Annotated in this window: 12 protein-coding genes; 4 read left to right on the forward strand and 8 right to left on the reverse strand. The window is 35.2% G+C overall.

The window, feature by feature from the left end:
• Positions 1-224: 224 nt before the first annotated feature.
• From C7D53_RS08975 to C7D53_RS09010, 8 genes are all read right to left on the reverse strand, one after another.
• Positions 225-719 carry a hypothetical protein gene (locus tag C7D53_RS08975; protein ID WP_106916038.1) on the reverse strand — a complete coding sequence of 165 codons (495 nt, stop codon included), beginning with the start codon at positions 717-719 and terminating at the stop codon, positions 225-227.
• A 77-nt stretch (positions 720-796) separates the two neighbouring features.
• Complete coding sequence (locus C7D53_RS08980; protein WP_228422267.1) at positions 797-1,222, reverse strand: immunity 51 family protein; 426 nt, start codon at positions 1,220-1,222, stop codon at positions 797-799.
• 573 nt (positions 1,223-1,795) lie between these two features.
• Positions 1,796-2,299, reverse strand: a complete 504-nt coding sequence (locus C7D53_RS08985) for a DinB family protein (protein ID WP_106916039.1) — start codon at positions 2,297-2,299, stop codon at positions 1,796-1,798.
• Between the two features lie 51 nt (positions 2,300-2,350).
• Positions 2,351-2,911 carry a DUF6624 domain-containing protein gene (locus C7D53_RS08990; protein WP_106916040.1) on the reverse strand — a complete coding sequence of 187 codons (561 nt, stop codon included), beginning with the start codon at positions 2,909-2,911 and terminating at the stop codon, positions 2,351-2,353.
• An 18-nt stretch (positions 2,912-2,929) separates the two neighbouring features.
• Positions 2,930-3,499 (reverse strand): AAA family ATPase, encoded by a 570-nt coding sequence (locus C7D53_RS08995; protein ID WP_106916041.1) that lies wholly within the window; start codon positions 3,497-3,499, stop codon positions 2,930-2,932.
• A gap of 534 nt (positions 3,500-4,033) precedes the next feature.
• On the reverse strand, positions 4,034-4,390 hold the full coding sequence (locus tag C7D53_RS09000) for a winged helix-turn-helix transcriptional regulator (RefSeq protein WP_106916042.1): 357 nt from the start codon (positions 4,388-4,390) through the stop codon (positions 4,034-4,036).
• A 468-nt stretch (positions 4,391-4,858) separates the two neighbouring features.
• Positions 4,859-6,355 (reverse strand): sodium/proline symporter PutP, encoded by a 1,497-nt coding sequence (gene putP / locus C7D53_RS09005; protein ID WP_106916043.1) that lies wholly within the window; start codon positions 6,353-6,355, stop codon positions 4,859-4,861.
• Between the two features lie 138 nt (positions 6,356-6,493).
• Positions 6,494-9,061, reverse strand: coding sequence for a M1 family metallopeptidase (locus C7D53_RS09010; protein WP_106916044.1), 2,568 nt, complete (start codon positions 9,059-9,061; stop codon positions 6,494-6,496).
• 370 nt (positions 9,062-9,431) lie between these two features.
• Here C7D53_RS09010 and C7D53_RS09015 point away from each other — a divergent pair, with 370 nt between their 5' ends.
• The 4 genes from C7D53_RS09015 to C7D53_RS09030 all read left to right on the forward strand — a co-directional run bounded on the left by C7D53_RS09015 (position 9,432) and on the right by C7D53_RS09030 (position 12,931).
• Positions 9,432-10,313: a cupin-like domain-containing protein gene (locus C7D53_RS09015; RefSeq protein WP_106916045.1), complete on the forward strand. Its 882-nt coding sequence runs from the start codon at positions 9,432-9,434 to the stop codon at positions 10,311-10,313.
• A 204-nt stretch (positions 10,314-10,517) separates the two neighbouring features.
• A complete protein-coding gene (locus tag C7D53_RS09020; RefSeq protein WP_106916046.1) occupies positions 10,518-11,240 on the forward strand; it encodes a hypothetical protein in 723 nt (240 codons plus the stop codon).
• A gap of 251 nt (positions 11,241-11,491) precedes the next feature.
• On the forward strand, positions 11,492-12,028 hold the full coding sequence (locus C7D53_RS09025) for a TetR/AcrR family transcriptional regulator (RefSeq protein ID WP_106916047.1): 537 nt from the start codon (positions 11,492-11,494) through the stop codon (positions 12,026-12,028).
• Positions 12,029-12,067: 39 nt separating this feature from the next.
• Entirely contained in the window at positions 12,068-12,931 is an 864-nt protein-coding gene (locus C7D53_RS09030) for a tail fiber domain-containing protein (RefSeq protein WP_106916048.1), read from the forward strand.
• Positions 12,932-12,945: the final 14 nt, after the last annotated feature.

Consider the following 12,945-nt stretch of genomic DNA (forward strand, 5'->3'; position numbering starts at 1 on the left):
ACAAAATATTTTTTAATAAAATTATAATTTTCAAAAAAAACATTGATGGAACGGGCCTTTCCTGAAAAGGACATTTGGAAATATAGCTTTACAAAGGCATTGACTATCAAATATTTTTATTATTTAACAGCAAAAACTCCTGCTCTGTCATTCTAAAAATTAATTTTAAAAACTTTTTTACAAAAATTTTCTTTTGATGGAAATTCCCTTTAGATATTACCTTTTTAACTGTAATAATAGGTTGTAGTCACATCTCCACCAAAATCCGGCTTTATTTCATGCTTTTGAGCAACAAGTTCAAATAATCTTTCTCCATCCTTTATTCCCGCTCTTATTTTGATAGAAGACCAACCGTTCTCCAGGGTAAGTTTTATGCTATTTTCATCATTAATGGTTGAGATATCCTTTAAATAACCGATGCCTACAACCTTTAAATCATTATTGTTTGTCTGGTATATCCAACCATCTGACTGAACTGCTACTTCTCCGTTTCCTAAGATGCGTTCTTCACCGGTGGAGATACAGAAAGAGTAATAGCCCTCTTCTACCCCTATAAGAGGAATGGCAATTCCCGACTTTGTTATCTCATCTCCGTGTTCATTTTCAACAAAGTATTTCAAAATATTATTACCCGGCAGGTTATGGTCCTGAAGGTATTTTGCTAAAAGCTCCGGACTGTATATTACAAAGCCTTTAAGTTCAGAAAATATTTTTTTCATAATTAATTTTGATAAATTGAGTTAAAGTCTAAATACGGCCAGCTATCTTTCAATATTCCTGGGGATATACTTCTTGTTTAATCCAGTTCTGCCCTAGAAAATAAGTCCATGATTACGCTTTCATCTTCACAGGTTTTTTTGAAATCCAGAATAAAGTCTTTCAATTGATCACTATCAGAAGAATAGACACAAAACATTCCCCCTTCCGGATCAAACCGAATACTATCGCTTAAATCCGGTCTTTTTTCTTCCAAAAAAACCTGAGCCAAGGAACCCCAGTCGTAACCGCTTCCTTCAAAACCCTCTTCTGCTCTTGCATCAAAGATTTCCTGTTTATAACTTCCGGCATCTAAGCATACCGAGAAACTATTGCCATGTTCTACCCAGAAAAATGGCTTGATTGTTTCTTTTAAATTATTAATATCCATATTGTTTTTAATCTTTAAAAATTTTGTAGCGATTTCATTTACAGTTCCCCAAAGGGATTCTAATCGGACTTCCATTTATCTCATTCTTTTCTTTTAATTTAGCACTAAAGGATAACCCTGAAATAAAAACTTCAGAAAAGACGATGAAATAAATAGCTAAATTTTAAAAATCTGTAATAATCAGAAAAGTTAGTACAGAATGGTTAAGAATGCTCTTGAATTTGTTACCATGATCTATAAATTTTAATCGTTAATACTATTTTATAATTGGGTGTTGGTATAACAAATATAAAGCGGTTATTTATATTCAAAAAATTTTCAGACATCAATCTGAAAATTTGTAGTAGTTCTACGACTTTTGATCATAACTCTTCTTTTACTTACCCTAAAAACACTCAACAAAACACTGTATAACAAACCCATATTAATCATTTTCAAAAAAAATATTTTTTCACATTATTATGATAAATACATAGTCATTTACGAATTGATGTTAGAAAAAAGCCACGAATGAATCATCTGTGGCTATCTTATTTTATTTATTATTCTGTTTTAATACAGTTGCTCAATATTCTTATTTTTCCAAAGATGAATATATAAATTAACCCTTTCATTTTTGGGGTTCAAAAGCTACTGATTTTTAAAAAGTTATAGTTTTACGCTCATATCCTGAACTTCTTCTGCTGAAAAACCATAGATCTGGGGCGTTTTTACATCCAAAAGATTCAGATAAATATATAGCTCTGCCCTGTGATGAATTTCATGCTCAACCATCGCCCGAAGCCATTTCCATATTGATATTTCATTATTGGCAGGAGTAAGACATTTACGGTTAAGATCTTCATCGGAAAATCCTTTTATGATTTCCAGAGTCTGCCTATGCATTTCATTGAAAAAATTCACAATGTTCTCGTACCCATCCGCCAGTTCTTTGCCACAACCAGGATAAGCACTTTTTCTTCCGGAAATAGTTTCTCCATACATATATCGTTCAATGGTGGCGATATGCCGTATTTGATCACCAATGGTAAATTTTCCCTGTTTATAGGTAAAATCAATATGTTCAGGAGGAACAATCTTGATAATCCGATTGGTTCTTGAACGAATTTTTTCATAGTAATCTATGAATGAATCTACAGATTTTATTTCCATTTTATTTTTGATTTAATTAATACATTGAATTTCTGTATGGTGAATGGATGGTCAGATCCACCCTACTTTTCTTCTCCAATTCGTATATTCCTGGTCTCTTATTTCTATTTCAGGAATATTTTCAAAATCGGGAATTTTGTTGATATCTTTTAAAGATAATGGTTGCAGGCCTACTTCTAATCGTTTTTTGTTTAAGTTTTCTTTATCTTCTACAGGATAAGGAATTTCAGTTTCAATATACTGGGTACCATATTTTTGTGGTTTGCCCTGAAACACCTGAATCCGGTCATACAAATATGCCTTGTTTTTCGGATTAATATCATCAATATTTTCTTCCATCATTGTATAGCACTGCTTCATAAACTCAGGTTCACCAATAGAATGCTGAATAATGAGCCACGCGGCATCACTTGCCATTTCCCCTACCTTGGATATGGTGGGAAATCCAATTTCATTCATAATCTCCCGAAGTCGTCTTGCATTAGCCTTATGAACTTTTTCCATCTCAGGGTGATATCCTCCTGAAAGCTTTCCTTCCGCAGAAAGTTTCTCTCTTACTGAAAGATCCAGCTTCGATAGTTTTATTATTTCATTTTCAAATGGATGGTTCATTGCTCGTCAGATGATGTTTCAATTTACGAAATTATTAATGGTCTCAAGAATAAACCGAACCCTATCCGTTACTGTACTCTTCGGAACCTCAATGATATTATAGCCGTATTTCAGATAAGTTTCCATCATACAATCAAAGGTTTGCACAGCTTCATTCCAGGTTTGCTTTCTCTCCAAATCATTCTCATAAATATCTCTCCAACAAGGAAGAATAAAGATATTTTTATTGTAAACCATTTTGCGGGCACTTACTTCCATTTCTTGAGGAATGGGAATATTTTCCAGTTTGAGGTAGCCAATAGTATCCAATATTCCACGATCAAAAAAAACAGGATCCCAACTAGGAATTTCTATCATTTCCTGGTAGTTTTTTTGTGCAGCTTCAAACATCAGTTCAGCAAATAGTTTTTTATTGGCCCAAGGCATCCCCTCGCCTTTTAAGTCGATTTGTTCTTTAATAATTCTTCGTCCATCCTCAGGTACTATTCTAAATCCGTGGCTGTGTAATTCATTCAATAGCGTAGTCTTTCCGGCACCCGGCCCGCCGGTAATAATATAAAGTTTTTGGGTTGTATCTTTATCTTTCATCTTCAAATATTTGAAAGGTTAATAACTTAGATTAATTAGAAAATGTTGTAAAATTATTTTGGCTTGAAAAAGAGAAGCTTCGTAAAGCTTTTGCGGAACAAGTAGATAAAAGGAGTCTTTATTGATTGTAAAGACTGGAAAAAGCCCTTTTATACTATAGAAAAGTTTGAAAAATTAAGAATAATCAAACTCTATCTGTACAAGAGAAACCTGAATTAATTTGATAAGTCTGTTTACACTTAACCGCAAAAGTCACAAAAGTTTTTATTTTTTTAACACTTTCGTGCACTTTAGAAAGTGTAAGGAAATACGGCACAATTAAGTTCAGATAAGATGAAAATCTTTGATTTTCAACAAAACTTGAATATCCTTCCTTGCACACAAAGTATATCACTTAAATAGCTTAGATGTTTAAAAAACTTTTGTATATCTTTTGTGGTTTAATAAAAAAGTTTAAACAGCTTTGATATGATAAATCAGATTTCTTATCAGTAAAGATAATCATTTTGGGGCAAAATAAATGGAAAGTACGGCCTATTTCTTTGGCGGAAAGATAATGCCGGCATCCTGAATAAGGTCATAGCCATATGTCATAATGGCTTCAATAACAGGAATGGCTTTTTTCCCTTTCTCGGTCAGACTATACTCAACCTTTGGCGGAACTACAGGAAATACTTCACGGTGGATCATTTCCTTGCTTTCCAGCTCTCTTAGCTGGCTGGTCAGCATTTTGTCTGTAATATGGGGGATATCTTTCTTCAGTTCACTAAAACGAAGTGGTTTTTCCTGCAACCTCCACAAAATAGGCATTTTCCAGGTTCCTCCTATATGACTCAGAGCAAATTCAATCGGGGTATAGTATAATCTTTTGTCGTGGAAAAACTCAGGCATAATAATCGTTTTTTGCAGGTATACTTTCCTAATGGCCAGTATGGAACCAAAAAGCAGGTATATAACTTTCTGATAGTTTATTTTGCAAATTTGCACAAAAAAAATATGAAATCGGAAAAAATATACTGGGCTCAACTCAGCTGATATTGATACAGATAATCTTCTTTCAGCATATATTGGAAACTTTTGTCATAAGGCATGAATACTACTAAAAACAAAGGATATGAGTTGAAATACCACTTATAATTAGTAATTTGTCAATGAAATATTGAGCCTCAAAAAAAACAATGAAACTATGAAGAGAATACACCATCTCAACTGTGTAAGGGTTGCTTGGCTACCATGACCGTGAAGAGTTTTCAAAATATACAATGCAAAACCAGCTTGTGTAATCACTGATTATAATACAAAAACCCTCGCTCAGGCAAGGGTTTGTTTTTTTATATCATATAAGTTAAAATTGCATTATTATTCCTTCATAATTTTTTTAACCTCATCAAATTCACTTTCAATTACTTCATCCTGCTTGTAGGTCAATGACGAAACAATAATATTGGTGAATAGAGAAAGAGTGAATCCCGGAATGATTTCATACCAGTCCTTTAGCGGATGCTGGAGATATACCCAAGCCAATACTGTAACTCCTCCTACTAGCATACCGGCTAAACCTCCCTGCCAGGTTGTTTTTTTCCATAAAAGAGACAAAAGAATAAGTGGCCCGAATGCGGAACCAAAACCTGCCCATGCATTTCCTACCAGATTAAGAATACTGTCTTTAGGATCTAAGGATAGAAGACCTGCAATAATGGCTACCAGTAAAACAGAAAGTCTGCTGGCAATCAATAGCTGTTTTGAGGTTGCTTTTTTATTCAGGAAAGCTTTATAGATATCTTCCGTTAATGAACTTGAAGTAACCAATAACTGGGAAGAAATAGTACTCATTACAGCTGCTAAGATAGCGGTAAGCAGAAATCCTGCAATAAACGGATGGAATAATATACGGGAGAAATAAATAAAGATCGTTTCCGCCTCTGTCTTGGATCCATCAAACTTCATCATGGTTTCAAAATCAAATTTTTGCAGGAAAGCAATCCCCACCAAGCCAATAGCTAAGGCTCCGGCAACAGTAAAAATCATCCATGTAATTCCTATTCGTCTAGCTTTAACCAAATCCTTGGGCTTATCAATAGCCATAAAACGTACCAGAATATGAGGCTGCCCACAATATCCTAATCCCCATGCCAATAAAGAGACAATACTTACGGTAGTGGTTCCTCTGAATAGATCCAGATATTTAGGATCTTTAGCTTCAATCAGGGATAACGTTTCCCCAACACCTCCAATCTGGGTAATGGCCACAATGGGTACAATTACCAAGGCTAATACCATAATGGTTCCCTGTACAAAATCTGTAAGGCTTACAGCCAAAAACCCACCTAAAAATGTATACAGAACCACAACTAAACTGGTTAGTAGTAATCCTACTGTATAATCCATTCCAAAAGCTGACTCAAACAATTTTCCGCCTGACACCATCCCTGCTGACGTGTACAGCGTAAAAAACACCAGAATAAAAATGGAAGACGTTATTTTTAAGAGATGATTTTTATTTTTAAACCTGTTTTCAAAGAACACGGGTAAGGTTATCGCATTTTGAGCGACCTCCGTATAGATCCTAAGTCTTGGTGCTACAATAATATAGTTGAGATAGGCTCCAATTGTTAGTCCTATCGCAATCCAGGAACTGGAAATCCCAGATAAATACATGGCGCCCGGAACACCCATCAACAGCCAGCCACTCATATCGGCGGCCCCTGCAGATAGTGCCGTAACGGCTGCTCCCATCTTTCTTCCGCCTATTAAAAACTCCTCCGAATTACTTGTTGATTTTCTATAAGAATATATGCCTATACCTATCATTAATAACAGATACAACCCCACAGAAATCCCTTCATATACTTGCATATCATTTTTTTTATGAAGCCGAAGATAACCATTTTTTAAAAAATGCCCGACCGGTCTCTTAAAAACTCCCCTGTTTTAAATGTAAAACCCCAGACAAATTTGCCTGAGGTTTGGGTTTTATCATTAGCGTAGTGAACTTTATTTCACCAGTACCTGAGCTCTTTTTAAATTGTCCGTTGCCTGCAAAATTTTATTCTTCAGAATAGGATTATAATCAGGGTTTTTCAAAAGAAACTGATTCACAATATCAAAAGCTTTCGGAGCCTGATAATTACTAAATGTTGAACGAAGCCAATTATCCGGAAAAAAGATAGCTCCTGTTTTTTGTATTTCCTGCAAAACCTCTAAAGTATTGGAAAGATAATGAATAGACGTTTTTTGTCTTAACGGATGATGCAGGTACCCTAATGCAGAGCCAACGGCTGATTCATTCGCTCTGTTTTGTTTTTGCATAAGTCCATTAAAAAATTCATCACGTACCTTCTGGTCTGAAGAAGCCGCATTCATAATAATTTTAAAACGGTTAATCCTATCCGGATTCTTAATTCTCGTCAACTGCTCTTGCAACAACTCATTATTATTAGTATTTCGTAGAGATAAAGCAAGGGCAAGATTCGTGAAATCATCATCATTAAGAGATACCTCTTTCGGTGGCGTCTGGGATTTCCAAATTGTATACAGATTATCATATGCCTGCTGCGACTGGAATATTCCCTGATAGCAATCAAAAATAATTTTCTTATTGTTTTTTGCTGTCTGTACCTGCAATGTTTTCCATAATGTATTTTCAATATCTACAGATTCTTTCAATCGTGTATTTTCAGATAAAAAATCCCAATAAATAGTAGAAATATAACCGGTAATCAAGCGTAAATTCAATTCTATGCTTTCTTTTGGCAATTGTTCAGCAAAAAAGTGTAATAAATCCTGCGCGCTGACTTCTGAACCGTTCAGCATATTTTCATATAACGAAATATAAGCACTTGCACGGTTTATCGGGTCTTTTACTAAAGAAAATTCAGACATTACAGCTTTATCCGTTTTGAATACCCCATACCCTATTCCCGATGAGTTTTGCAGAATAAACAGAGGTTTCTTTTTCCCTTTTAATTCTGAAACGTTTTGTTCTTTTCCGGACAATTTTACGTTAACATGTTCAACCTTGTCAGCATAAAATAAACTGATCTGAAATTCCTGTGGCCAGTATTTTTGTTCCTTTCCGTACTCGGGTTTCTGAGAAATGGTAAATTGTTCTATTTTATCGCCTTTATATGTTACATTATAATCGATAACAGGCCTGCCGGGATCATTTACCCACACTTTATTCCAGCTTTGCAGGTCTTCCGGTGTATGTTTATCAAGGATGGCAATAAGATCCGGCCAGCTTGCATTACTGTAAGCATATTTTGTAAGATATTCGTTTACTCCTTTTTGAAAATTCTCCTCACCAATCAGCAATTCCAGCTGACGCATCATAATAGGTGCCTTATCATAAATAATAGGGCCATACATCATTCCTGCATTCTGGAGATTATCCAAAACCTGTCGGATCGGGTTGGCTCCTAAAGTACGATCCACCGAATAAGCCGCCGGAAAATGCCCTGTTAAGAACTTCAGATCATAAACCATTTTATCTGAAGATGCACCGGTACTTTTATCCGCCATAAAGTTGGCAAAAACCTCCTTCATCCAGACATCATTAAACCAATTCATGGTTACCATATCTCCGAACCAAAGATGAGCAACCTCGTGGGCTATAAGATTGGATCGGTTATTCAACTGGTTTTGGGTAGCATTCTGATCTAAAAACAAAGTGGAATTTTGAAATAATATAGCTCCAGGATGTTCCATTCCCCCGAACTGAAAGTCAGGAATAACCACCAACCCATGCTTTTGAAAAGGATGCTTAATACCAGTCCATTTTTCGTAATAAGAAAGAGAATTTCTATATAAAGTAAAAATTGAATCCATGCTATTTTTAATTTTCACAGAATCTGTTTCACGATATAAAATCCTGGAATCCTGCTGACTGATCTTCTCTGTATGATTTTTGAAATCTCCGGCAGCAAATGAAAACAAGTAGGTAGGAAGCAGATCTGACTGATCAAAACGCAACGTTTTTTGGGTCTGCTGAATGCTTGTATCTTTAAGTTTTCCATTGGTGATAGCGCTCCATTTTTCAGGAACAGTTAAAGTCAGAGAATAGTTAGCTTTCAGATCAGGCTGGTCAAAACATGGAAACATGGTTCTTGCACGATCAGGAACAAATAAAGCATACAAATATCCATCACGCCTGTTCAACGCCCCATTTCCGGCAAGAAAAGCAATATTGATCTGGTTAAATCCTGATTTCAGGTATTTTGGTTGAATGATAACATGTTCGTTTTCCAGAGTTGCTTTTATCTGTTGCCCGTTCACAGATACAGACAGGAGTGAAGAGGGTTCTTCTTTAAAATCAATCTGTAACGGGGCTTCATTTTGTTTTTTATAGTTAAAAGTAATCACTTCTGTTCCTGAGATTCTTTCAGATTTACTTTCCGGAATTTTCAGATTAAGTTCATACTTGATATCATTGAGTGTATTTTTTCTAAATTGAGCCAACTCATACGAGACACCAGATTCAATCTTTGGTAAGGATTTCATTTGTGCTTGATAACCACTATTGAAAACAACTAAAAATAATGCTAACAGACTTGCTTTTTTCATAGATCAAATATAAGGATTGGAATTGGAATGGGTAATATTGAAATCACCAAACCCCAGCAAGACTAAAGTTTTGAGATCTTATTGCAAATCAGAAATTATTTCCAATGGGTGATGTATTTTAATAAAAAATCCGACACTTATTTTCAATCCTATTTTAAGATGCACAATTACTGCATTTTATCGATGTATTTTCTCAGGTAAAAATCAGTATTTTTTACAATACCAAAGTCCAAATAATCCGTTTACTATAACCGGATTAGGGCAATCTAAAAGAATATTTTCATATTTATTTATATTAATTCCAAACAAATGCAATTCTTTGTATTTTTTTTCACAAATATTTAATACTTTAGCTGTATAATTGAAACAAATGGGCATACTTCTTAAACCTATTGATGTAGTAGAAGATATTTCACAAGAAGACTTTCGTGAAAAATATTTAAAACCATGCAAACCCGTGGTAATCAGAAACATGGCAAAGAACTGGCCTGCATATCAAAAATGGACGATGGAGTACATGAAGGAGGTTGTAGGTGACGTGATTGTTCCTTTATACGACAGTGCCAAGGCTGATCCTGCAGCTCCCATCAACACTCCAACGACTAAAATGCCGTTCAGTGAATATGTTGACCTTATCCAAAGGGAACCTACGGACCTTAGGATTTTCTTTTTCGACCCTATCAAATTTGCGCCTAAATTGCTGGATGATTATGTTCCGCCAAAGAATCTGATGGGTGGATTTTTAGATAAATATCCGAGTATGTTTTTCGGAGGAAAAGGTTCTGTAACGTTCCTTCATTATGATATAGACATGCCTCATATTTTCCATACTCATTTCAATGGAAGAAAGCATGTTCTTCTTTTTGAATATAAATGGAAAACACGTCTTTATAAGCTTCCTTATGCAACTTATGCACTGGAAGACTATGATATTTCGAATCCTGACTTTGAAAAATTTCCTGCATTGGATGGCATTGAAGGAATTGAATGTTATCTGGAACATGGAGATACATTATTTATGCCTACCGGATGGTGGCACTGGATGAAGTATCTGGACGGATCTTTCTCTATTTCTCTTCGTGCCTGGGACAAAAGCTGGGCTGTAAAAGCACATTCTCTTTGGAATCTTACTGTTCAACGTAATTTTGACAACTTCATGAAAGGAAGGTATAAAAAAAGATACATGGACTGGAAAGAAAGAAAAGCCGTGGAAAGAGCTAATATTGCCTTAAAAAAAGGACTTCCTAAATAAAAAAATTATTGTCAGGTTGAAAGATTTTTCTTTCAACCTGTTTTTTTATCGATCAATTTCATCTAATAAGAACAGAAAAAGGGTAATGAAAATCCATGACCATCTACCATTATATGCCCTTTATTCCATTCAGTTTATTTTTATCCATCGCAATTAAAATTTAATTAAATTGCATAGTGAACCCGTTCCCTTAACACTTGATGTATGTTCGAAAAATTGATTGATAGCTTTGAGAAGCTGTGTCTTCAGATTATTATTGAAATATTGCTGGTACCGGTAACCATTTTCAAGTTATTTCAGGATACCCGTAAATGTTATGATCTGTCTGTACATGAAATGGAAAAGGAAGAAACGGAGCGCTTTCGTGATTACCTTTCTCCTATTAAACTTTCTGTTTACACTTCAGTAATTGTTTCTGTTCTTCTCATGGATTATAGTGGTGAACAAAGCTTTATTTCAAAGATCAAGGGACTAAGCATGGTAGAAAAAGCCTTGTTTATATTTCTGATGAACAATTTTACAGCAGTTATTTTCAGTGTAATACTATTGTGGTACAAAAAGGAAAAAGTGAACACAGTGGCTTTTCGTACTTTACTTTTTTCCTTTATCTATACCACCGTTTACACCTCTACTCCATTTTTCCTACTGATTCTATCCGCCATGTTTCTGGGGCAAACGGTGAATGTACAGTCTTATTTGGACCACCTTACAAAACTGGCAGACTCGGGAGCCTATGGATCCAGGGATTATGTATTTTTTATTGTTTTCTTTGTATTTGTTGTGGTAGGAATTATCGGATTAATAAAATTGTTCAAAGCCTTACATCATATTCTACACGAAAACTTCCGTTATCATCCTTATGTGGTATGGATTTTCACCTTACTGTTTTTTCTTATACAGGTTTATTATGCAAGAGGATTCATTTAAGAAAACCCTTTGTTTTAAGTATTTTTTGACACTTGAAAGAGCATTTTTATTGAAAGATTTATGACGAAAATACAATGCTTTGAATAGCTTTCTCTATACTTAATTTCCATATTGGCAATAATACATAAATAATTGATTTACAATAAAATAAAACCAACAAAAAGATCATACACAAACATTATTTTAAGATTGTTTTAACAAACACACCAGTCTGTTCATATTTTATTTAAATTTGTGAAAAACAATAATCAATGTCTCGACCTCGCGAAAGAATAGTAAGCACTTCTATGCTTTTGTTTCACAAACAAGGCTATAACCGTACTGGTATCAATCAGATTATTGAAGACGCCAAGGTATCAAAGGCAAGCTTTTACCAGCACTTCAAGTCAAAGGACGATCTTTGCATTGAATTTCTCAATAAAAGATATGATTATTGGGTTTCTGAACTGGAAAAATTTATATCCGAAGCAAAAACCATTGAGGAGAAAATACTGAATTCATTTGATTTTCTAATCTATATGAATAAAAAGGAAGACTTCAGAGGTTGTAGTTTTCTGAACCTTCTCTCTGAAATACCTGCCGAACAAGTAGAAATCCACAATGTTCTCCGGTATCATAAAAATAAACTGCGGGACTTCTTCAATGAAGAGATTAAGGATGAACATACTGCATCTCATATCTATCTCCTTTTTGAAAGTTCTATACTGACCAGCCAGCTTTACAGATCCAATGAATTAATCGAAACATCTAAAACTGTTATAAAAAAGATACTCAATTCCTCACACTAAGGAAGAATTAAACATACCCAAAAAAAGCAATTAAAAACTATGCAAAACTCTACTTTCTTGCAGAAGACTCATTCTGCACTGTTCAGGCTATGCCTAATCGGAAGCACTATCATCACTTCATTGCTGTATTCTCAGACGGGTGGCAGAATAGGAATAAATACACCTAACCCCAAGGCTACGTTGGATATTAATGCCAAAACAGACGGTACTTCACAGGCAGAAGGTCTGATGATTCCCCGCCTTACCGGAGATCAGATTCAAACAATGACAGCAGGCATCCAGCCCGGGACAGAATCCTTGATGATCTATGCAACAGCATCTCCTGTTTCTCCCACCGCAAAAGTTTCAAAAATAACGCAGCCGGGTTACTATTTCTGGAACGGTACCCATTGGGAAAGCATGGGTGTAAATTCTAATATCTACACCGCAGATGGCTCTATCACAACACCTCTGGCTTCAAGAAATGTAGATCTTAATGGTAAGAACCTTGTTTTTTCCGGAACAGGAAGTGTGGGCATAGGAACTGCTCCATCAGCAACTGCAAAGCTGGATGTTGCAGGAACTGTGAAAGCGAGTGCCATAGATTATAATTCTGATGAAAGATTGAAGCAAAATATCACAGAAATAAAATCTTCCGGCGAAATCGTGAATAGGCTAAGACCAGTTTCTTACTTCTGGAACGAAACAGGAAAGAAGAAAGGTGGAAATGCACAGCTACAATATGGTCTCCTAGCTCAGGAAGTGGAAAAAGTTCTTCCCAACATCGTAAGTACCGATAACGATGGATATAAATCTGTAAACTATAATGAACTGATTCCTTTGCTGTTGCAAACCGTTCAGGAACAAGGAAAAAAAATCGATGAATTACAAAAAGAAGTACATCAACTGAAAAAGTCAAAATAATCATCGAGGAAATC

Source organism: Chryseobacterium aurantiacum (genome assembly GCF_003020585.1).
Lineage (GTDB): Bacteria > Bacteroidota > Bacteroidia > Flavobacteriales > Weeksellaceae > Chryseobacterium > Chryseobacterium aurantiacum.